We start from the raw sequence: 22,034 nt of genomic DNA, 5'->3' as shown, positions 1-22,034 counted from the left end.
CTAATGCACTTTTATTCCATATTTCTTGTATAAAGAATGACGATACTTTAACAAGCTTTTCCAGTGTAATACTTTCGTCACCTGAACCATGATCCTAGACAAAATAATGGACAGCACGTCCCTCTAAAGATAACGTAACTTTAATCTTTGGAGATTCAAGAAATGGCTAAACGTTTTAGTCCCGAATTTAAACAGCAAGCGATTGATTATGCACTTTCAAACTCACACGAGTCTGTAGCTGCAATCGCCCAGAAATTAGGTGTGGGTTATTCAACATTAGATAAATGGATTCGTGAAACCAATCCGGCAGGTTCAAGCAAACGTCAACTTTCACCAGAACAACAGCGGATCGTGGAATTAGAGAAAGAAGTCAAACAGCTCAAGGAAGCCAATGACATCTTAAAAAAAGCGCATGTGTACTTTCTAACAGATCATGCCAAGAAAAGTACACGGTAATTCAAGATCTAGATATGAATGAAGTCACCGTATCTTCTGCCTGTAAATACCTAGGTGTCAGCACTTCAGGCTATTATGCCTGGCGAAAACGTCAAGCCAATACGGCACAGAAATATAATGACTTAAAAGCCGTATATTGGCAGCATCATGCACGATTGGGTGCACCTTCATTAGTACATGACATGCATGATTTAGGTTACAACATGAGCGAACGTACTATTGGAAGGATGCTAAAAAAGCTTGGTTTACGTAGCAGGATTGCGCGTAAATACAAGCATACGACTGATTCAACCCATCGTTTGCCTACAGCACCCAACTTGTTGGATCGCCAATTTACAGTTACTCAGCCTAATAAAGTCTGGACAACAGACATTACCTATATCCGCACTAAAGAAGGTTGGTTGTATTTATGTGTGATGCTAGATTTATTTAGCCGTCGTATCGTGGGGTGGCAAACCAGCCATCGAATAGACCGCCAGTTGGTGTGTGATACGTTTAATAGAGATGGATCCGTAAATTTGAACAACTCCTATAAGTGATATTCTGCTCCTCAAATGATGTTATAAACATCAATATATGGAGTATTTTATGGCACGTAGACCAAGAAGAAATCATTCAAATGATTTTAAAGCTAAGGTAGCACTTGCTGCGATTAAAGCAGAAAAAACACTTGCTGAATTGAGTGCTGAGTTTGATGTTCATCAAAACCAAATTATTGACTGGAAAAATCAATTGATCTCAGCTTCCTCGCAAGCTTTCGATCAATCAAAAGCTCCAACAGAACCACCCATCGATCTAAAAAAACTACATGCAAAAATCGGTGAGCAGGCATTAGAAATTGATTTTTTAGAAGGTGTGTTGAAGAAACTGGGCCGCTTCAACCACAAAAGTTAATCGACGACTCACTTCAGATTTCAGTATCTAAGCAAGCTAAGCTGCTGAAAGTCTCCCGTGGTTGTTATTACTATCGCCCAAAACCTGTGAGTGCATCAGATCTGAAGCTGATGCGATGTATTGATGAATTACATATGCAATATCCTTTTGCAGGCAGTCGTATGATGCGTGATTTGTTGAATCGTCAAGGACATCATATAGGACGACGTCATACACGTACTTTAATGAAGAAAATGGGTATTCAGGCGTTATATTGCAAACCAAATTTAAGCCAGGCTAATCAAGCTCACCGTAAATATCCATATCTGCTCAAAGGGTTGGCTATTCAGCGCAGTAATCAAGTGTGGTCTACGGATATAACGTATATCCCTATGGCAAAAGGCTTTGTTTATTTATGTGCTGTGATTGATTGGCATAGCCGCAAGGTACTTGCGCATAGGGTATCGATTAGTATGGAGGTGGATTTTTGTATTTCGGCTTTAAATGAAGCGATTGAAAAATATGGTCGACCTGAAATATTTAATACAGACCAAGGCAGCCAGTTTACCAGTGATGCATTTATTGATGTATTGAAATCAAATGGCATTCAAATCAGTATGGATGGTAAAGGTCGATGGGTAGATAATGTGATGGTTGAACGATTATGGCGGAGCGTTAAATATGAAGAGGTGTATCTCAAAGCTTATAGCAGTGTCACAGATGCGAAAAAGCAATTAAGTGCATATTTTGAGTTTTATAATTTGAAACGACCTCATTCGAGTCTAGACAAAATGACACCAAATGAGTTTTACTATGATCAGCTACCCCAACAAAACAAGGTGGCTTAACTAGAGCGGAATATCACTTATAAATACGCTTTTAGTTGTTCAAACAAGTGGGACCACCTCTAACTATGCAATGGCTCGTCAGGGTTATCCAACTGGTGTTATGGTTCATTCGGACCAAGGCTCACAGTACTGTAGTCGTGATTTTAGAGCGCTGTTACTGAAAAATGATTGTACTCAGAGTATGTCTAGACGTGGAAACTGTTGGGATAATGCAGTGACTGAAAGCTTCTTTCATACATTAAAAGGTCATGTGGTACATGGCAGTGTGTTTTCGACTCGAAAAGAGGCGAATGCGGTCTTGTTTGATTATATTGAGATTTATTACAATCGGGTCAGAAGGCATTCTGCAAACGGCTGGTTAAGTCCAGAAGCCTTTGAACAGAAATATTTCAAGAATTTAGAGGGATCGATTGTCCACGATACTGTCTAGGATCACCATGAACAAATAAGTTTCTTGTTTTTCTTAAGTCTTCAAACCCATCTTTTAACTGAGTATTCTCTGTAGTAGCATAAATTACACTATATAATTTCAGTAAATCTTCAAATCCATGCATATAGAAATCATTAAATTTCATTTTTTTCCATTGTAAATTTGATAGTTTCTCAATTAGAAGTAGTGGTGATTTAAGAGCGATTTTATATTTTAGATAGTTTTCTATTGATGAAAAAATTAAAAGTGACATGTTTCCAATTTTAATTTTATTTTCTTCAATAAAGGTGTCTTCATCAAAATCGTTTTCGCCACTAAATATAATTAAAGGATCATGATCATCAATGAATGGAATAAATATATTGAATGCTTCATATAGAAATTCAGCACTATTTAATAGGAAAACTTCGGGCTCTGGAATGTTTTCAATCATTGCATTTACTCATTTGTAAATTTTAAAATTTATTAAGTTAACTTAGATTTAACCCCAGAAACTAACTTAACTTAGGTTTAATCAGTTTTTTTATTTGCCAGTACTGAGACAAGATCTGCTAAAAGTTTTCGTTCTTGCACATCAAGGTTATCAAACTTTTTACCAATAAAATCTAAATATAATTCACTATTTTTATTTTCAAAATCAGCCACAATTTCTTGCTGGATATATTCACCAATAATGTACTTAGCTTTGATCAAATTGGTTTTGAAGTCCGTTAGTGTGCTGTCAAGTAAATTACCTTCGCCTTGAAGCCCTAATTCCAAAGAAAAATCTAAAAGCTGCACCATTGCAGAGTTCATAGATATACCTTGCTGTTCAGCATATTTGGTTAGATTTTCATGCGTAGCCTGTGGCAAACGAGCTTGAAGCCGTATTAATTCTTTTGAAGACATTTTTAACCCCTATCTATTGACACCAATAGTAGTGTCATTGTAATGTTGCGTCAATAGGCACTAAAAGTGGTGTCATAAAAACGCCCCGAAAAATCTTGGCGGATCACGGGGCGAGTTATCAACAATCTTCAAGGAATATTGATATGAACAGTTTAACATTTAATGCAATGCAATTTCATCCAATACAAAGCAATGATCAGCAAATTTGGATTCCATCAACAGAATTATCAAGTGCTTTGGGTTATTCACGAGCTGATGCCGTAACCAAAATTTATGACCGAAATAATGATGAATTTGCTCATGATATGACAAAAATTATAGATAACCCCCAGAACCCCAATTTGGTGTTACGGGTATTCAGCTTACGTGGGGCACATCTCATCACGTTCTTTGCCCGTACTCCTGTTGCCAAAGAATTCCGCAAATGGGTACTCGATATTTTAGATAAGGAGGTTGGTGCACCTGTAGCCAAAACCCACAAATCTGAACGAGAGCCATTAACCAACGCCGTGAACATGCTTGTAGCTAAAACGAAGCATTTAAACTATAGCGATGCTTATAAGCTCGTACATCAGCGTTTCAACGTAGAACACATTGAAGACATCCCTTACGATGTCATACCTGTAGCAGTTGAGTACGTACATCACTTAATCGCTTTATACAGTAATGCTGAAAAGAAACAATTTAGTGAAGCTGAATTACAAAACTTACATGCGTTGGCAACTCATATGATTTGGGTGCGTGAATGGTGGAGAGAGTTTGGTGATTCGATCAAGAAACTAAACCCGACGATGTATTATAGAATCAACGACAATTTTAAAGATGGTGCATTTGTGGCATGGTGGTTTGTAAAGCCCACCAAGAAACAAGCATTAGAAGAATGTGTGAAAAATTTTGATTGGTTAGCAGGAACTTATCAGAAAAATTTACCGATATAATTTCTACTATTTATTGGTTTTACGGAATATCTATGAATTATTAAATTCCACTAGATATTCCGAAGAGCCAAAAAAGAAAAAGAATTGTTTCAGGAGGCTGTTTATGCATAACATCAAACTGCTAAAATTAGTTTTAGATGATGGTCAAAAACATCAATCAAACTAATCATTTATGCTTGAGTTTTGTTTTTATTTTGCTGGAATTTTGCAGGTGGAATTTTTTAAATGAATAAAAACAATTAATTTCAATAATTTATATCATTCTTGAAATTGAAACTCTCAGTAGTATGCTGAGTGTTTAATACATTCATAAAACTGATTAGCTAATACGAAATTGAGAAGCTACTTCTATAAACGGAGTAGCTTTTTATTTGCTTTTATCAACTGTTTTGAATGGATTATCAATTTAAGGGCTTAATACAGTTTTCTGTTCCATTTCCTCCATCCAATCATTTAAATCTAATTCATTGGCAAAAGAGTGTTCATGATCAACTTTAAAAGCAAGGAGTGAATCATTTATTCCTAAAATATTGGATAAATGTTGACGAATGATTTTAGCATCATAGATTGTATTCACTAGCCAAGTTGAGGTATTCACACGGATAGATGAATCATAATTTTGGATGATTTTATGAACTTCATCAAAATGGTAATCGTGTGAAGAGTTTAAAATAATCAAATAATTCATAGAGAAAGCCTCCATAAAATAAAGCATAATAAATCATTAGAAAATAATTTTGTGATTTGTGTCACGCTATTAATTTAGCATCGATAAGTTGGAAAAAGAGAGCAAATTGTCAAACAATAAAATTGGAAACGTATAATTGAGTTATGTTTTTTAAAGATATTGTAAAAAAAAGCATAGATTGGGGGGATGTCGTAGATAAAAAACAATCAAAAAAAATCAATTTTAGCTAAATTAATGTACAATACGGTTTAAATTATTTAAACAATAAGCTCATCATCCTATGATGGGCTTTTTTGTTTTAACTTCCTGTGTGATCAGTTCGAGGCTGTAAAATGTTGGTTAAAATAGAAGATGGTTTTTACCTAAATTCAATTCATATCATTGCTGTACATGTTTCTAAAAACATGATTACACAAAATTTTTCTATAGATATTGAATATACTCCGCATAATTATAAAGCCAATGGTACGTATCACAAGAAATGTGAAACTAAAGCTGAGGCTGATATTTTTTTACAAAGCTTACATCAACAAATTGCGAAGGTTTAATTATTAGCTTTATTTTGGAGTAGATCGAAAGGGATTTCATCATAAGGTAAAATGTTCATCTGAATAATTTATTTGAATTTTCTTAATAAATATTTACTAATTATTAGATTGATGTAATAAAAATTCGAAAGTCAAATTACTGTGTTATTTAAATATAAATGTCATAAAACAATGTTATAAAAAAAAAGATTTATGGAGGCTGTGATGGAAATTAGTGTCAAGAAAATCAATAAGCGTATTGAAGATTACCAACTTGAGGGTAAGGAACCTTCTGTATTAGAAATCGGTTATAAGACTTATGCACAATTGATGCATGAAGATAAATTCGCTGATGCGCTCAAGAAAGACCCAAATGATCCATTACTCCGCTTTTATAAAAATATCAAAATTAAAGTAGTGACAGAAAAACATTATTTTGAAGTTCGATAAATTTGCTTAAAAAATACACATTTAAATTTTTGTATTAAAAATTATCTCAAGGATGAGAGTCTAAATTTTTTATGAAAAAAAATAATAAAATATTGATAAGAGTTATCCATCAAATTATTTAATTTTAATTTAAAATTTTTTGTTTAAATAAACAAAATGGAGATACATATCGAAAAAAATGAGTTCAGATTGTTAAGTTGAATTTATCTCGGTTTATACGGGATTGTGCACATTTTTTACCAATAATTAAATTATGATTTGAATTTAAAGAAAGCGGATACTTTTTTATTCACGTATAAAATTATTTGTTAAGCATAATTAATAAATATAAAGCAGTTGGCATACTTTTTGTTTGATTCTATTTTTACTAGATTATTATGATTTTTGAAAAATAAGTAAATAAAATCAATATTATGATAATATTTATCATTTGATAATGATAATTTTTTACTGTAATTTTTAGTTTTTTATCAGCAGATTTTGATACAAAAAGTCACTCTTAAAAATGTTTTATAAATTTAATTTAACTTAATGTTCTTACAAAGTTGGACAAATTATATTATTATAATGTCTGGTTTTTTTGTGAAAAATAAAAAATGGAAATTTTAAATTTTTTAAAAAGTTTCAATACGTTAAATACTTATTTGGTTCTCGCTGTATTTGTATTGATTGCTATCATTTCTTTCTTTTACATTGTAAGTCCAGCTTGATGGCAAAGTAAAAGCAGGATCTATAAAAGTGAAATATTGAAAAATATTTCACTTTTTTGTTTTCAAAAAATATAATTATCATAGATTTACATTTATTATTAAGAAATATTTATATCATATCGAAATTAATTTTAAATTTTAGCTAGAATATATTAACATACCATTTGGTTGGTATCTTCATTTTGAGTTATTCATGAATCCTATTTTAACTGCATATCTACTCTTAGCATTTGCTATTGTTTCAGAGGTGATTGGTTCTACATTTATTGTAAAATCAGAAGGTTTTACTAAATTAGTGCCGTCTTTAACCGTTTTGGTGTTATATAGCATCGCCTTTTACTTGTTATCACAAGTGGTGAAAGTCATTCCATTGGGAATTACTTATGCAATTTGGGCGGGTGTTGGTATCGTATTGACAGCATTTTTAGGATTTATTGTATTTAAACAAAGTCTTGATCTTGCTGCGATGATTGGTATTGCTTTGATTATTTCAGGTGTTATCGTAATTAATTTATTTTCAACTACCGCAGGGCATTAATTTGACTCAGATTAGCAACGCGCATCAACGTAAAAAAGAGCCGGAAAAAGTTCGACAGCTTATCTTGCAAAATACCATGCGACTTGCCGCAGAAAGTGGTATGCAAGGTGTATCTATTCAGGCTGTAGCAGATTTATCAAATGTGACAAAGGGGGGCGTGTTTCATCATTTCCCCAATAAACAAAGCTTAATTACGGCAATGATCAGCAGTGCAATGCATACTTTAGATGATGAAGTTGAAAAATATCTAGCAACGAAAACGATTGAATATGGTTGTTTTACACGTGCTTATATTGAGCTGACATTAACGAGTGAGAATTTTGGGATCGGTTCAGTGTGGTCAGCTTTGTGTCTAACGTTTATTTCAGATCAGGCTTTTTGTGCAGAATGGAACCAGTGGTTGGCACAACGTTTGGTGCGACATCAAGCGACTGATCAGGATATGAATTTACAATTGTTACGTTATGCTGCGGATGGTGCATGGTTGATGGAAGGCTTTAAATCTGAAAATCAGCAAAAATTAATAGACATAAAAAATGAGTTAATTCAAAGAAGTTTTATAAAAAATTGAATAATATTTTTGGATTGCAAAGGCATTAAAAATACCCAAGCTTCTCATTCAAAAAGCTTGGGTAATACGGTGTAAATGTGATGGTTTTTTACTTTAGAAAGTCAATGAACTCTTAACTATCTAGTGTCATCAAACTTGCATTACCACCGGCAGCAGCTGTATTGATGCTGATTGCGCGTTCAATCAATAGTGGTTCAAGTGGAATTTGCCCATTTACATCATGACAATGGGTAATTCCTACAATAGCACCTTGGCGTTGTGCAACCATCGCTTGAGTATTTTGCAAACTTTGTTGAGAGCCTTGGTGTAAGACTGCATTAAATTCACCAGTGATTAAATCATTGACCATCGTGAATTTTTGTTTTAAAGCTTGGGGCATAGACTGAATCATTTTCAAGGCAAGTGTATTGTCACTCAAAATGATGGCTTGCGCATTTAAACTTAAGATTGCATTGAATTGATCGAGTAGCGAAGTTTCATTGTCTGCAATCGCCAAGATACGTTGACGTGCCACAATTTGATATTGGTTAGATTCACCTGTAGGTCCAGGTAACTCATACAATGCGACCGGAGATTGATATGGTTGTAATTGAATTTGAGTATGGTTTTGCTTTACCCATTTTTCAAATAATTCATAAATTTCAGAATTTTTTGTATTGAGTGTTGAAAGCGTTTTTACCGTGCCAAAAGGTTGTAATGGCAATGTGGTATGTTGCATCAATTTATATAGATAAATTGGACCACCTGCTTTAGGTCCAGTGCCTGATAAACCTTCACCACCAAACGGTTGTACACCGACGACTGCACCGACAATATTGCGATTAATATAGAGATTTCCAACTTCCGCATGCTCAATCGTGGTTTGAATGGTTTCATCGATACGGGTATGTAAACCCATCGTTAAACCATAACCTTTAGAATTGATATGCTCTAAAAGTTGTTTTAACTCACCATATTTATAGGTGATCACATGCAAGACTGGACCGAAGACTTCACGCTTTAAATCATTTAAATTCGGTAGTTCAATCAAGGTTGGAACAATAAATGTACCCGCATTTAAGTCAGATGTTGGGGTATTATCTGCAAATTGATGGACTGGATAACCTTTGCTACGCATCATTTCAATATGCTTTTCAATATTTTGCTGTGCTTCTTGATCAATCACAGGACCAATATCAGTTTTTAATAAAATCGGATTGCCGATTTTCAACTGTTGCATTGCACCTTTGAGCATTTTGATCAATGTCGCTGCATTGTCTTCTTGCACACAGAGTACACGCAGGGCAGAACAACGTTGACCCGCACTATCAAAGGCTGAATTCACTGCATCAATCACAACTTGCTCAGTCAGTGCTGATGAATCCACAATCATGGCATTTTGACCACCTGTTTCGGCAATCAATGGAATTGGTTGTCCTGATGGGCTCAGTCTTTGGGCAACAGTTTTCTGTAAAATTTTGGCAACTTCAGTAGAACCTGTGAACATAATACCTTGGATACGTTCATCTTGGCTGAGTTTGGCGCCAACAGTTTCACCACGACCAGGTAAAAGTTGTACGACTGATTTTGGAATGCCTGCTTCCCATAAAATTTGAATCGCTTGTGTTGCAATTAAAGGGGTTTGTTCCGCTGGTTTTGCAATCACGGTATTTCCAGCAACCAAAGCTGCCGAAATTTGCCCCGAAAAAATTGCCAATGGGAAGTTCCAAGGACTAATACATAAAATAGTTCCTAATGGTTCTATGACAGTATTATGATCAATCGCTTTTGCTTGGGCTGCATAATAACGGAGGAAATCCACAGCTTCACGGACTTCTGCAATGGCATTGCTATAGGTTTTACCACTCTCACGGTTTAATAAAACCATCAACTCATGAATACGTGCTTCCATCAAATCCGCAGCTTTCAACAGTAAGTCTGCACGAACGTCTTTCGAGGTATTTTTCCAATCCTCTAATGCTTGATGTGCATTTTCTAAAGCCAAATCTACTTGTGCTGTTTCAGCTTCGATGACATAGCCAACGAGGTCTTGATGATTCGATGGATTACGGATTTCAACTGCATTACTTTCTGATAAATCTTGAATATCAAGCTGATCAACGAGGCTAGCACTGTTCCATTGATGAGAAGAATACTGTTGAGCAATACAGTTTAATTCAGCCAATTCACTGTCATTGGCGAGATCTAAACCCATTGAGTTTTGTCGAATGCCTTGATACAAATCTTGAGGCAAAGGGATCGCAGGATGTTTTAAACCTATGGCTTGTTCTTTTTGTGCAGTTTGCATGATTTCATGAATTGGATCTTCAATGAGATCATCAATTTGAATACTTTTATCTGCAATACGATTAACAAAAGAGGTATTCGCGCCATTTTCCAATAAACGGCGGACTAAATAGGCAAGCAGTGTTTCGTGATTACCGACTGGGGCATAAATACGACAAGGGATTCCAAGTTTATTATCAGCAACATTTCCTACGACTTGTTCATAAAGTGGTTCGCCCATGCCGTGTAAGCATTGGAACTCATATTGACCTGTATAATATTTTTGTGGATCTGCCAATTGGTAAATCGTGGCAAGGGTTTGCGCATTATGTGTCGCAAATTGAGGATAGATTTGATCAGGTGCAGCCAACAGTTTTTTCGCACAGGCAATATAAGACAAATCGGTATGCACTTTACGGGTAAAGACAGGGTAATCTGACATACCATCAATTTGTGCTTTTTTAATTTCACTGTCCCAGTAAGCACCTTTTACCAAACGAATCATTAAACGTTTTTGGCTACGTTTTGCAAGGTCAACAATATAATCAACCACATAGAAACAACGTTTTTGATAAGCTTGAATGACGAAGCCGATACCTTTCCAATCCGCCAATTGCGGTTCAAAGCATAAGCGTTCGAGTAGCTCTAAAGAAAGTTCTAAACGATCTGCTTCTTCAGCATCAATATTTAAACCGATGTCATAAGTTTTGGCTAAAAGCGCAAGATTTAAAATACGCGGATAGAGTTCATCGTGAACACGGGCGATTTGTGAACGTTGATAGCGTGGATGTAATGCAGAAAGCTTGATTGAAATACCTGGACCGGAATAAACATCTTTGCCTGCTGAAGCCTTACCAATGGCATGAATGGCTTGGGTGTAATCTTCAAAATAACGATCTGCATCATGCTCAGTTAAAGCAGCTTCACCCAACATATCATAAGAATAACGGAAGCCTTTATCTTCAAGTACTTTGGCATTATCCAAAGCTTCTTCGATGGTTTCACCTGTGACAAACTGCTCACCCATCATACGCATCGCCACATCGACAGCTTTACGGATGACGCCTTTACCTGTACGCGCGAGAAGAGAGGTTAAAATACCAGAAAGGCTATTCTGTTTTGGGGTTTCCATGAGCTTGCCTGTCAGCATTAAACCCCACGCTGCAGCATTCACGAACATCAAATTACTTTGACCTAAATGATCTTTCCAGTTGCCTTGGTTAATTTTATCTTTGATTAATAAATCACGAGTTGCACTGTCTGGAATACGCAGTAAGGCTTCTGCCAAACACATCAAGGCAATGCCTTCTTGTGATGATAAAGAAAACTCTTGCAATAAGCCTTGCACAATGCCTGCTTTTCCAGATGAGCTTTTACGGTCACGTAAGCTATGCGCGAGATTAAAAGCAATCTCATAAATTTTTTGATTCAACTCTTCGGACATTTGACTGTGATCAAGTAAATTCTCCACGCATTCAGGTTCAGAGCGACGCCAAGCCGTATTGATTGCATCTTCTAAATCAGACTTATCTTTAAACTCAGTGATGTAATCTAAGCTTGGTGCAAAATCTTGAATAGATGCTGTATTCAAATTTGTATGGGAGTCTAAATTTTGTGGTGAATTCATATTCATTGCCAACATCCTGTGACTTGAAAATTTTTGTTGAGCATTTCGCCTTATATAATTTATGATTACAGAATATTTGGTGAATAACTCACTATAATTTGAATAATATTTAGAGAATTATGCTATGGAAGGTGCGTATTTAAACCTAGATCGAATAGATATTCGGATTTTAGAAATACTGCAAAAAGATGCCAAAATTTCCAATATTAAATTGGCTGAAGAAGTGAACTTATCGGCAACGGCTGCACTTGCACGTGTGCAAAAGCTCACAGCAGAAGGTTATATTCTTGGCTATGAGGCGAAGCTTAATCCTAAAATGTTAGGGGCAAATTTTGTCGTTTTTGTTGAAATACTTTTGGATAAAACTACGCCAAATGCTTTGGATGAATTCTCCGATGCAGTGGTGCAATACCCTGAAATCATGGCTTGTCACATGATTAGTGGTGGCTTTGACTTTCTAGTGAAAATTCGTTGTGCAGATATGGAGGAGTTTCGCCGTATTTCTGGGCAAGTACTGTGGCAGTTACCTGGTGTGAAAGAAACCCGAAGTTATCCTGTGATGGAAGTGATTAAAGACAGTGGACAGTTGCATTTGAATTTTAAGGCAAAAGCAAAAAAGTAGAATATTTTTTAACATTCAAAATATTAAAAAACCTCTCTTGATTGGCTCAGGAGAGGTTTTTTAATGGTAACTATAAAATTAAAGATTTAATTTATTACCGATATTAAAGATTTTTCATCTCATGATCATACACTTGTTCAGCGTGGTCAAAACGATCAATGACTTCTTGTTCAGGCGCTTTACCCATTAAACTGACGATTACGATACTGATGAAAGACAGGATAAAGCCTGGTACAATTTCATATAAACCTGTGTGCGCCATGGTGTTTTTCCAAAGAATAACGGTCACTGCACCGACAATAATCCCAATGATCGCACCATTCAACGTCATACGTTTCCAGAAAATTGACAAGATAATCAATGGTCCAAAAGCAGCACCAAAACCAGCCCATGCATAGGCCACTAAACCGAGTACCTTACTTTCAGGGTTGAATGCTAAAAGGATTGCCAATACTGAAATTGCCAATACCATTAAACGACCCACCCATACCAACTCATTTTGTGATGCAGTTTTACGGATAAATGATTTATAAATATCTTCAGTCAATGTACTTGAACATACGAGTAATTGACAGCTCAAGGTACTCATTACTGCCGCTAAAATCGCAGCAAGAACCACACCTGCAATCCATGGATTAAAGAGGATTTTGGTTAATTCCATAAATACGGTTTCTGGATTTTTTGCCACGATGGCAGCAGCAGGAATATCTGGGTTTGCTGCAAAGTAAGCGATACCCACATAGCCAATTGCAACTGCACCACCTAAACATAGAATCATCCATGCCATACCGATACGGCGGGCATTTGGAATAGATTTAACTGAATCTGCTGCCATAAAACGCACAAGAATATGTGGTTGACCAAAATAGCCTAAGCCCCAAGCCATGGATGAAATAATGGCGATAGCACTAACACCTTGGAACATATTTGCTGCATGAGGTCGAACAGATTCGATTAAGTGATTCACAGTAGTTAAATCACCTACCGCAAGGAAAGTCATAATTGGTGCGAGAAGCAAAGCAAAAATCATCAAGCCAGCCTGGAAAGTATCTGTCCAGCTGATTGCAAGGAAACCGCCAATACATACATAGCTCATCGTTGCGATTGCACTTACCCATAAAGCCGTCGAGTAATCCATTGCGAAAATACTTTCAAATAGACGAGCACCCGCCACCATGCCAGAAGCACAGTAGATCCCGAAGAAAATGAGAATTACCAAAGCCGAGATAATACGAAGCACTTTCTTTTTATCTGCAAAACGACTGGTGAAATAATCGGGTAATGTCAAAGCGTTATTTTGAATTTCTGTATGGACACGTAAGCGTCCAGCGACCAGATACCAATTTAACCATGCACCGATAATCAAGCCAATCGCAATCCAAGATTCAGATAGCCCCGTGATATAGATTGCACCAGGTAGCCCCATCAGGAGCCAACCACTCATGTCAGAGGCACCAGCAGATAATGCGGTAACAAAACTTCCTAAGCTTCGGCCACCTAAAATATAATCTGAAAAATTCGTGGTTCGTCTATACGCATATAAGCCTATACAGACCATAGCAATAATATAAAAAATAAATGTCACTACTGTGGGGTTGATTGAGTCCATATCCAATTCATTCCTTTAAGGAGATAAAGCTCCAAGTTTTATTTTTTTAGCGTTAATTTCACTTGCTGATTCTTTACAGAAATAAAAAAAATCGCTGTTTGGGTTCTAATGTAAATAATGGTGGTTTATGTATCCAATTGTACATTTAGATACAATCGAAAAAATACATAATTTTATAAGAAAAACTAAAAATTAAAATAAAAGAAAAGTGCTCAAATAATCCCTAAAATGATTATTTACACGATGTTACATTGTTAACATTAGACTATATTTAAATAAGAATAATTTATCTAAATGGTGTCTTTTGCTAATAGAGAAATGAATTAAAAAGAATAATATGGATATAGCACAAATATAGTGCATATAAAAAAGAGTAAAGCAAATGGAAACGGTTCAATTAGAAACAATGCGAGTCGAAAAGGATTTATTGGGCAGTAAAGAAGTTCCAATAAATAGTTATTATGGTATTCATACGGTTCGCGCTTTGGAAAACTTCAATATTTCCAAACATACGGTGGGAGAACAAAGCCATTTTATTCGTGCTTTGGCTCAAGTCAAAAAAGCATCAGCCAAAACCAATTTACAATTCAATAAAATTTCTGAAGAAATCAGTTTATCCATCCAAAATGCTTGTAATCAATTAATAGAAAATCCACAAAATTGGAAAGATTCTTTTCCAACTGATATTTACCAAGGTGGAGCAGGCACTTCTATCAATATGAATACCAATGAGGTGATTGCTAATATTGCTTTAGAAGCATTAGGTTATGCAAAAGGGCGTTATGACATTATTCATCCAAATGATCATGTCAATAAATCGCAATCGACCAATGATGTGTATCCTACAGCATTGCGTTTAGCGACTTATTATTCCTTTGATGTATTATTTGAAAAAATAAATAACTTAATTAGTTCACTGATTTTAAAGTCGACAGAGTTCCAATATGTTTTAAAAATGGGTAGAACCCAGTTACAAGATGCTGTTCCGATGACTTTGGGACAAGAGTTTCATGCTTTTGCGACGCTTTTAAAAGAAGATGTACGTCTGATTAAAAAAACTCGAGCATTGCTATTGGAAATAAACTTAGGTGCAACTGCAATTGGTACTGGGGTGAATACGCCTCATGGTTATGCAGCGCAAGTGAGTGATAATTTAAAAGAAATTACAGGTCTAAATTTAACTGGTGCAGAGGATTATGTTGAAGCAACCAGTGATTGTGGTGTATTCATTATTCTTTCGAGTACTTTAAAGCGTTTAGCAGTCAAGCTTTCTAAAATCTGTAATGATTTACGCTTACTCAGTTCTGGACCTCGAACCGGTTTGTGGGAGATTCGCTTACCCGAATTACAAGCGGGTTCATCGATCATGCCTGCAAAAGTGAATCCTGTAATTCCTGAGGTGGTCAATCAAATTGCATTTAAAGTGATAGGTAATGATCTCACCATTACTTTTGCAGCCGAAGCAGGGCAATTACAGTTGAATGTCATGGAGCCAGTTATTGCTTTATCTATGAATGAATCCATTGAACTCCTAACGCATGGTATTCAAACTTTAGATGAGAAATGTATTCAAGGCATTGTTGCCAATGAACAAACTTGTTTTGATGCTGTGATGCGCAGTGTTGGGATTATTACTTTGCTTGATCCGATTCTAGGTCATGCAAAATGTGATGAAATTGGTAAACAATGTATTGCTGAGAATAAAACTATTCAAGAAGTGGTACTTGAGCAAGGTTTAATGACTCAAGAACAATTGGATGAAATATTCTCTTTTGAAAATATGATTTCAAAAATTGATATTCAGCCTTATGAGGAAATGGATCGGGTGAGTTAAGTGCATTCGCGTAGACATTCTTTGTAAATACAGATGAGATTGAGCAATACAGCATTTCGATGCTGTATTTTTTTTGCATAGCGACATGATTAGAATTTCTATATAATCGAGAAAAATTTATAACGTATAAACTCAAATGAAAGAAATATGATCATGAATAATAAACATTTAATACTCGCTTTAAGCTTAATCCTTATTTCAGGATGCTCAAAAAAGGCAGAAGAAGCGAGTGCAGATAGTGCGACAAATTCAAGCGTTGAAGTTGCTTCACAAGATATACAAAATGCGAAACAAGCAGCGGATCAGGCTGTCGCAGATGCTGCTTCACCAAGTAATCCCAATACAACACCTGTAACAGAGCAGAAGCCAGAAACAATTCTGACCACAGAAGTGAGTGATGCAGAAAAAGCACGCCGAATGGTACGTGAAGCGCAAGTTGATTTCACGGCAAAAGATGTCGTTAAAACAGCTTTGGAAATCGACAAGTTAACCTTTCAAGCAGGTGGATTTATCGAGCAAAAGAATATTAATTTTGATGTGATGGACACTCAGACGCAAAAAATTGGTGATGGAAAAATCCGAGTTTTTGAAAAAGTAAATCCGCATGCTGAAATTATTGTTCGTGTTCCAAGTGATAAAGCAGCAGTATATGTCAATCAACTTTTGCCTTTAATGTTCTTTTTAAATCAACAACAATATTCAGCAAAACGTTTTGAATTAAAGCTCTTAGAAGAAAAAATGGCACAAACACAGACCGTGCCAAGTGATACCAGACGTACCGAACTCAATGAAATTTCCCGTTTAACCCAACTTGAAGTTCAAGACCGTGTGCGTTTTAGTACCATTAGTATCAGCATTAAACAGCCTGCGATGGTGCGTGAAAGTTTAGATGTCGATGTAGATGCAGTGGCGCGTTTAAATGGAAATAGTTTCTGGAAACGCGCTTGGGATGGTGTGCAATATGGTTGGCACTTTATTTTAGATTTGTTGGTGATTCTCATCACAATTTGGCCACTGTATTTAATCATTTTAGTCTTAATTATTCTGTATCGCTTATTCAAGCCGTTATTGAATAAATTATTTAATGATTCTTTGAAATCTGATTATCCAAAAGATCATCAATCAGATCAAAATAACAAATCAAATGCTTCAGATGAATAAAGTTTGATGGATTGAAAGCGCATTGATTTCATCTAAATATGAGATAGCAACCTTACTGATCAAGTGAATCGGTAAGGTTGGGTTTTATTTTGCAATAAAACGTTCAAACAGTTGTTGCATGCCCTCAGTCGCATTCATTTTTAGGCATTGATATTGCTGTGGTACACGCTCATAACTGGCATGCGGATCAATATAATAGGCTTCACATGTTGATGGTATTTCATGAATCAAACCTGCAACAGGATATACCGTCAGAGTTGAGCCGATCACGATAAAATATCAGCATCTTGAATGGTTTGAACAGCATCCTCATAGGCGGGAACAGCTTCGCCAAACCACACCACATGAGGGCGTAAAGCATAGCCATCAGGGCATTTATCATTTTCTAAATTGAGTTCCCAACCTTTTATTGGATAAAATTCAGTACTGTATTGTGCATTTGCTTTTGAACTTTTTGCCAAACGAATATTACCATGTAAATGAATCACATTTTGGCTACCTGCACGTTCATGTAGGTCATCAATGTTTTGGGTAATCACTGCTACATTAAAATATTGTTCTAAATCAGCAATGATTTGATGTGCTTTGTTCGGTTGGGCTTCTAAAATATTTTTCCGTCGTTCATTATAAAAACGTTGAACGAGCTCAGGATTACGATGCCAAGCTTCAGGAGTAGCAACATCTTGGATGTCGTAATTCTCCCAAAGACCATTACTGTCACGAAAAGTGCTGATGCCACTTTCAGCACTCATACCTGCACCTGAAAAGACCACGATTTTTTTCATAATGAACGATATTTTGAATTTTATAAAATCATATCATAGCGAAATGATAAACACGTTAAATTCTAGTTTATTGGGTAGATTTTGTTATAGAATAAGTCAATTAAACATCCAGCAAGTTTGAATGTTTTTATCAATAATATTTATAAAAACAGTCATAAATATATAATTTTAAAATGGAATACAATGGAAACACGTGATATTGTCAATGCGCCTGAAGTAAAAAAAACCATTGTTGAGCGTAGCCAAAAACGAAATGATGACCCTGAAATTACGCAGTGGTTGGAAAAAAAATTCTTTGAATTTGTGATTAAACAATTCAAACCAGTCTTTCATGTCAACTCAGTGTCTGCATGGAAAATTTGCCAATTACCCCAGCCAATCCCTACTTGGTTTTTAAAGAAATTAGAACAACAGCCCGAAAGTCAGATGCTCTATGTTGATCCATTGCACGAGCAAATTTTGGCTTTAGAGAAACCGATTCTTGAATTTTTTAATTCACGTTTAAAGAGTAATTTAAAAGGTAAATTCATGAAAATGACCTATGACCAAGTTTTAGAGGCTTGGCATAAAGATCATGAACTCATGAAAAAGCGTTTGGAAAAGGGCAAATGGGACAGTAATGAAAATGCGCTTACAGATATTTTAACGGTGAGCACGGGGCGTTTTGTTGAAATTAATGCCATGGGGCAATTGCTTCGTCAAGAGTTGGCATTTGAATCACGTTATATGCAACATTGCTTAGGGCAATTTGATCATCTTAAAGATTTAACTGGTGGGTATGCAGAGTTTTACGTGACCCAAAAGGAACAAGGGATATTTCGCTATTTCAGCTTGCGAGATAAGCTAAATAAACCTCATGTCACCATCAGTTTAGAGTGGGATGGTGAAGATTGGTGCATTGAACAAATTAAAGGGAAACAGAACGAAGTTCCTGTCAAAAAATATGCAGACGATGTTTTATTGTTCCTGAACTTGATTCAACCGAAGAATAATCAAAACTCAGATTGTGCGCGTATGGGGATTCTTTATCAGCCTGAATTGGTTGCGGAAAGTGAGTCGAATGACGAATCGAATGAAATCAAAGTTGAAGCTAAAATAAAAACGGCATCAACTGAAAAGCCTTATTTTTATTTCTATGAACTGGACAATGAGGTACAAGTTGAAGGGATTGTGATGCATGATCCGAACCTTATGGAATTGTGCGATAAGCAATCTAAAGTTTTGCAATGGATGATGATTGCAACCAAGCGTGAAGAATTTATTCTCGAACCACAAAGTCAATTGATTGAGCAAGTCAAAGCCTTTACTGATGTCGCATTTGATCAACGGAAATTAAATATTCCACTCGAATTTGCTGAAAAGAAAAGTATGCATTTTTTGATTCATTTAATTCTTTTACCTTTTTACTTGGTCTTTCTTGCACTTGTTGTACTCAGTCAAATTCCGTTAGTGGGTTGGATTTTTAAAATTTTAATGGTGATCTTTGCGATTCCTGCCATGCCTTTCCTTAAAAGTAATGCTGATTCGAGAAAAAGATGGGCATTGGCGACTGGGGACTTGATCTATGCCAGAAATAAAATCTCGCATGATGATGTAGATAACTTGCAACTTGATGATTTTAAAAATGATGAAACAAAGTTTAAGAAACATTTAGATCAGTTATTAAAACTGGAAAATGATAGCCAAATTGAGCGTCTGACCAGTATTGAATATTTCTTTAAAGATTACTTCTATGTGGGGGATTTTCATGGATGGTACGACTTAAATAAACATGAGCGTCCTTATTATCGGGATGTATTGGTCTATGCGCATATTCAGAAAATTGTCACCATGCGCTTACTCCATCAGTTTGATTACATCAAAGAAGATGAAGCTTGGCAGTATATTTTAGCCTCTGCGCAGATTATTCAAGATTGCTGTGAGAGTTGGAAACAAATGGGGCAGTATTATGCACAAGGGCGTGAAATTGATTTGATTATCAAGCACTCCGATCATCAGAGTTATGATAAATCAGCACGTTATGAAGTCGGTCGCTATTTAGAAAGTTCAAGTTGTAATTGGAAATCAGTAGATTGGCATTTAGAATTATTCCCTGAATTAAAACGATCACAACTTCAAAATGATTTAATCACACAGCAGAATCATTCTAATGCGATCGTTGTAGGAGCTTCGTCATGATCAAAGCAGAATATGTACATGAAGCTTTTCGTAAAGATCAAAAATATCCTTTTGGTTTACTTGAAAATAGACAATTTGCTGAATTAGAAAAATATTTTACTGAACTTTGGCATGATCGTAGTGGTAAAACAGCCTTACAATGGGAACATGATTGGTTTAATTTTGCCTATCGTATGTTTCATGAAATGTTTCTAAATCAAGGACCTTTGGCGCTGAAACATATAGAGGATTGGTCGAAAGCATATCCTGAAAGTATTTATCCTTATTTGATGAAAGTGCGTTACTGGGGATTTTGGTCTGCCGAGTATCGTGGTGGAACTTGGGCAAATCAAGTTACTGAAGATATGTGGGACTGTGCAAGAGAGGCACAGAAGCAAGTGTATGTTACTGCGATGCAAGCTTTAACTTTTTCAAGTGATTGCTGGTCTGTCGCAATTCATTTATTAAATACAGCAGCACGATTGGACGAGCCGCAATGGTTTGAAAAATGGTTCACCAAACAAAAACCGCCACAAAATTTAAGACATATTATCAAACCTTCTTATAAAGAATTGGCTGCTTTAAGTGGTTTACATGCAGACTTAGCATTGCAATTGCCTGAGCAAATCCCTGAATTGCTCGTACCGTATATTGAGCTTAGAAATTCGCTGGATTTACCACAAAAAGCATCTGCGCTTTGGCTAAAAGTTTTTATAGATCAATCAAAGTTTGGATTGGTTGCAGCGATTGACTATTGCTTCTATCTATTGCCACGATGGGGCTACAGCTATGAAGCCATTACTCGATTTATTCAATCAGATTGGTGTCAGCATTTTTCAGAAATTGAAAAGAATGAACTCAATTTTGTGATGTGGTATGACTCGGTAGAAGATAGTTATTCGAGTGAGCAAACTGGGGAAATCAAAAAGCATATTCAAATCGCGCAAGACTTATTGAAACGTCCACTCAGTGATGCCAATCGTGCCAAAATCTATTTGCGTCTGGCATATTTTTATTGGCTTCTGAATGAGTCTGATCCTAAGATTTTAGAATGTTACTTACATACCGTCGATGAAGATATTTTTGATGAATATGAATTACGCCGTGCAATCGAGTATTGGTATAAACATGCTCGATCAAATGATTTTTTAGGAAAAATTGCTATATCGAACCGAAAAATTCTAGCCAGTGCTTCTGTTTTATATGGCTTACTCGCGCAGCATGGTTGGTCTGGAATAGAAAAAAATCCTTTGGTGTCACAGTCATGGTATGAGTTTGCAATGACTCTGGAAAAGCCGAAGAAATTTCCTGAAGGTGATGATTGTTGTTTTTATCGGGTTTTTAAGCCTTTTGATGCACCAGAGGATTATCCACTGGTGATTGATATGTTGCATCGGGCGTCGGATTTGGGTTATGTCAATCCGAGTTTTACCTGTGGTTATATTCATTCACGTGAAGATTCTAGTTTATACGATGTTGATATTGCAAAAAAATATTCAACCAAAGCAGCAGAGCAAGGTCATTATATTGCCATGTATAACGTGGGCGTGAATTATCTCAATCGAGGCATTAAAGAGAGTGAAACTCAACCTTATCCGTTACTGAAACAGAGTTTAGATTATTTTGAAAAAACCAGAATCGGTTTAGAAAAGTCGCGTAAAGACGGTACTTATGAATATGAAGAGTTAGAAAGAGATATTATAGATTTATATGCTGACCGTATGTTTTATTATAGTTTTTACCCCGATCTGGGCGACACCATTATTCCCTTATTGATCGAGCATGGATGGAACAGACATATTAAGGCAATGACCGCTTTGGCACGCTTGTATGCAGATCAAGCAGATCGTCCACATTATTTTAATTATCCTGAAGCGGTTAAGTGGTGTGAAGCCGCAAGATTGCAAGATCCTGAAAATGAAGATGTGATTGGTGCAATTGATGTTGTTGAACAGGACTCGATGAAGAATATTTTAAAATATCAGTTTGCTGTTGATAAAATCTCAGCGGATCAAATGCCTGGGCGACAGGATGTATTGTTCTAAAACAATACATCT

16 protein-coding genes and 3 pseudogenes are annotated in these 22,034 nt (G+C 35.9%); 13 read left to right on the top strand and 6 right to left on the bottom strand.

Features of this window, described 5'->3' with window-relative positions; translation table 11 throughout:
• Positions 1–162: 162 nt before the first annotated feature.
• The 3 genes and pseudogenes from BEN71_RS10945 to BEN71_RS10935 all read left to right on the top strand — a co-directional run.
• Positions 163–956 (top strand): annotated as a pseudogene (locus BEN71_RS10945) (IS3 family transposase); the annotation flags it as partial.
• A gap of 88 nt (positions 957–1,044) precedes the next feature.
• Positions 1,045–2,177, top strand: a protein-coding gene (locus BEN71_RS10940) for an IS3-like element ISAba14 family transposase (RefSeq protein WP_223155595.1) whose coding sequence is annotated in 2 segments (ribosomal slippage) — positions 1,045–1,297 and positions 1,297–2,177 — 1,134 coding nt in all. Because the reading frame shifts where the segments join, the coding sequence is not laid out codon by codon here.
• A gap of 61 nt (positions 2,178–2,238) precedes the next feature.
• Positions 2,239–2,607, top strand: a pseudogene (locus BEN71_RS10935) (IS3 family transposase); the annotation flags it as partial.
• Here the strand turns inward: BEN71_RS10935 and BEN71_RS10930 are convergent.
• Together BEN71_RS10930 and BEN71_RS10925 are read right to left on the bottom strand one after the other, a co-directional pair.
• Entirely contained in the window at positions 2,567–3,040 is a 474-nt protein-coding gene (locus tag BEN71_RS10930) for a hypothetical protein (protein ID WP_068974314.1), read from the bottom strand. The pseudogene BEN71_RS10935 and the gene BEN71_RS10930 overlap by 41 nt on opposite strands.
• A 77-nt stretch (positions 3,041–3,117) precedes the next feature.
• Positions 3,118–3,495 carry an Arc family DNA-binding protein gene (locus BEN71_RS10925; protein WP_068974313.1) on the bottom strand — a complete coding sequence of 126 codons (378 nt, stop codon included), beginning with the start codon at positions 3,493–3,495 and terminating at the stop codon, positions 3,118–3,120.
• A gap of 143 nt (positions 3,496–3,638) precedes the next feature.
• Here BEN71_RS10925 and BEN71_RS10920 point away from each other — a divergent pair, with 143 nt between their 5' ends.
• Positions 3,639–4,433 (top strand): BRO-N domain-containing protein, encoded by a 795-nt coding sequence (locus tag BEN71_RS10920; protein WP_068974312.1) that lies wholly within the window; start codon positions 3,639–3,641, stop codon positions 4,431–4,433.
• A gap of 406 nt (positions 4,434–4,839) precedes the next feature.
• Here the strand turns inward: BEN71_RS10920 and BEN71_RS10915 are convergent, their stop codons facing one another.
• Entirely contained in the window at positions 4,840–5,121 is a 282-nt protein-coding gene (locus tag BEN71_RS10915; protein WP_068974311.1) for a hypothetical protein, read from the bottom strand.
• Between the two features lie 332 nt (positions 5,122–5,453).
• Between BEN71_RS10915 and BEN71_RS10910 the strand changes: the two genes are divergently transcribed.
• The 4 genes from BEN71_RS10910 to BEN71_RS10895 all read left to right on the top strand — a co-directional run bounded on the left by BEN71_RS10910 (position 5,454) and on the right by BEN71_RS10895 (position 7,917).
• Positions 5,454–5,669: a hypothetical protein gene (locus BEN71_RS10910; protein WP_068974310.1), complete on the top strand. Its 216-nt coding sequence runs from the start codon at positions 5,454–5,456 to the stop codon at positions 5,667–5,669.
• Positions 5,670–5,873: 204 nt separating this feature from the next.
• The gene (locus tag BEN71_RS10905; protein WP_068974309.1) at positions 5,874–6,098 is read left to right on the top strand and encodes a hypothetical protein; all 225 of its coding nucleotides are present in this window, start codon (positions 5,874–5,876) and stop codon (positions 6,096–6,098) included.
• A 903-nt stretch (positions 6,099–7,001) separates the two neighbouring features.
• The gene (locus BEN71_RS10900; RefSeq protein WP_068974308.1) at positions 7,002–7,346 is read left to right on the top strand and encodes a DMT family transporter; all 345 of its coding nucleotides are present in this window, start codon (positions 7,002–7,004) and stop codon (positions 7,344–7,346) included.
• Between the two features lie 76 nt (positions 7,347–7,422).
• A complete protein-coding gene (locus tag BEN71_RS10895; protein ID WP_086322778.1) occupies positions 7,423–7,917 on the top strand; it encodes a TetR/AcrR family transcriptional regulator in 495 nt (164 codons plus the stop codon).
• Between the two features lie 112 nt (positions 7,918–8,029).
• On the opposite strand, the gene putA is transcribed toward BEN71_RS10895, so the two are convergent.
• The gene (putA, locus tag BEN71_RS10890; RefSeq protein WP_068974316.1) at positions 8,030–11,815 is read right to left on the bottom strand and encodes a trifunctional transcriptional regulator/proline dehydrogenase/L-glutamate gamma-semialdehyde dehydrogenase; all 3,786 of its coding nucleotides are present in this window, start codon (positions 11,813–11,815) and stop codon (positions 8,030–8,032) included.
• A gap of 118 nt (positions 11,816–11,933) precedes the next feature.
• Here putA and BEN71_RS10885 point away from each other — a divergent pair, with 118 nt between their 5' ends.
• Positions 11,934–12,431 carry an Lrp/AsnC ligand binding domain-containing protein gene (locus BEN71_RS10885; RefSeq protein ID WP_068974307.1) on the top strand — a complete coding sequence of 166 codons (498 nt, stop codon included), beginning with the start codon at positions 11,934–11,936 and terminating at the stop codon, positions 12,429–12,431.
• Positions 12,432–12,534: 103 nt separating this feature from the next.
• On the opposite strand, the gene putP is transcribed toward BEN71_RS10885, so the two are convergent.
• Complete coding sequence (gene putP, locus BEN71_RS10880) at positions 12,535–14,040, bottom strand: sodium/proline symporter PutP (protein ID WP_068974306.1); 1,506 nt, start codon at positions 14,038–14,040, stop codon at positions 12,535–12,537.
• A 382-nt stretch (positions 14,041–14,422) separates the two neighbouring features.
• Between putP and aspA the strand changes: the two genes are divergently transcribed.
• Together aspA and BEN71_RS10870 are read left to right on the top strand one after the other, a co-directional pair.
• On the top strand, positions 14,423–15,874 hold the full coding sequence (gene aspA / locus BEN71_RS10875; protein ID WP_068974305.1) for an aspartate ammonia-lyase: 1,452 nt from the start codon (positions 14,423–14,425) through the stop codon (positions 15,872–15,874).
• Positions 15,875–16,027: 153 nt separating this feature from the next.
• A complete protein-coding gene (locus BEN71_RS10870; RefSeq protein ID WP_068974315.1) occupies positions 16,028–17,035 on the top strand; it encodes a DUF4349 domain-containing protein in 1,008 nt (335 codons plus the stop codon).
• Between the two features lie 84 nt (positions 17,036–17,119).
• Here the strand turns inward: BEN71_RS10870 and BEN71_RS10865 are convergent.
• Positions 17,120–17,820 (bottom strand): annotated as a pseudogene (locus tag BEN71_RS10865) (SIR2 family NAD-dependent protein deacylase).
• Between the two features lie 183 nt (positions 17,821–18,003).
• Here BEN71_RS10865 and BEN71_RS10860 point away from each other — a divergent pair.
• Together BEN71_RS10860 and BEN71_RS10855 are read left to right on the top strand one after the other, a co-directional pair.
• On the top strand, positions 18,004–19,998 hold the full coding sequence (locus tag BEN71_RS10860) for a DUF1266 domain-containing protein (protein ID WP_068974304.1): 1,995 nt from the start codon (positions 18,004–18,006) through the stop codon (positions 19,996–19,998).
• Complete coding sequence (locus BEN71_RS10855; protein ID WP_068974303.1) at positions 19,995–22,022, top strand: DUF4034 domain-containing protein; 2,028 nt, start codon at positions 19,995–19,997, stop codon at positions 22,020–22,022. The genes BEN71_RS10860 and BEN71_RS10855 overlap by 4 nt, the downstream gene beginning before the upstream one ends.
• The last annotated feature ends 12 nt before the right edge of the window (positions 22,023–22,034 follow it).

The organism is Acinetobacter wuhouensis (assembly GCF_001696605.3).
Taxonomy (GTDB): domain Bacteria; phylum Pseudomonadota; class Gammaproteobacteria; order Pseudomonadales; family Moraxellaceae; genus Acinetobacter; species Acinetobacter wuhouensis.
The sequence above is the reverse complement of the archived record's forward strand: the minus strand, read 5'-3'. Positions and strand labels throughout refer to the sequence as shown.

Bases quoted from the DNA above. Each gene is read 5' to 3' on its own strand.
- BEN71_RS10930 (WP_068974314.1), bottom strand. From the start codon at position 3,040: ATGATTGAAAACATTCCAGAGCCCGAAGTTTTCCTATTAAATAGTGCT.
- BEN71_RS10895 (WP_086322778.1), top strand. From the start codon at position 7,423: ATGCGACTTGCCGCAGAAAGTGGTATGCAAGGTGTATCTATTCAGGCT.
- BEN71_RS10920 (WP_068974312.1), top strand. From the start codon at position 3,639: ATGAACAGTTTAACATTTAATGCAATGCAATTTCATCCAATACAAAGC.
- aspA (WP_068974305.1), top strand. From the start codon at position 14,423: ATGGAAACGGTTCAATTAGAAACAATGCGAGTCGAAAAGGATTTATTG.
- BEN71_RS10915 (WP_068974311.1), bottom strand. From the start codon at position 5,121: ATGAATTATTTGATTATTTTAAACTCTTCACACGATTACCATTTTGAT.
- BEN71_RS10910 (WP_068974310.1), top strand. From the start codon at position 5,454: ATGTTGGTTAAAATAGAAGATGGTTTTTACCTAAATTCAATTCATATC.
- BEN71_RS10855 (WP_068974303.1), top strand. From the start codon at position 19,995: ATGATCAAAGCAGAATATGTACATGAAGCTTTTCGTAAAGATCAAAAA.
- BEN71_RS10900 (WP_068974308.1), top strand. From the start codon at position 7,002: ATGAATCCTATTTTAACTGCATATCTACTCTTAGCATTTGCTATTGTT.
- BEN71_RS10870 (WP_068974315.1), top strand. From the start codon at position 16,028: ATGAATAATAAACATTTAATACTCGCTTTAAGCTTAATCCTTATTTCA.
- BEN71_RS10885 (WP_068974307.1), top strand. From the start codon at position 11,934: ATGGAAGGTGCGTATTTAAACCTAGATCGAATAGATATTCGGATTTTA.
- BEN71_RS10860 (WP_068974304.1), top strand. From the start codon at position 18,004: ATGGAAACACGTGATATTGTCAATGCGCCTGAAGTAAAAAAAACCATT.
- BEN71_RS10905 (WP_068974309.1), top strand. From the start codon at position 5,874: ATGGAAATTAGTGTCAAGAAAATCAATAAGCGTATTGAAGATTACCAA.
- BEN71_RS10925 (WP_068974313.1), bottom strand. From the start codon at position 3,495: ATGTCTTCAAAAGAATTAATACGGCTTCAAGCTCGTTTGCCACAGGCT.
- putA (WP_068974316.1), bottom strand. From the start codon at position 11,815: ATGAATATGAATTCACCACAAAATTTAGACTCCCATACAAATTTGAAT.
- putP (WP_068974306.1), bottom strand. From the start codon at position 14,040: ATGGACTCAATCAACCCCACAGTAGTGACATTTATTTTTTATATTATT.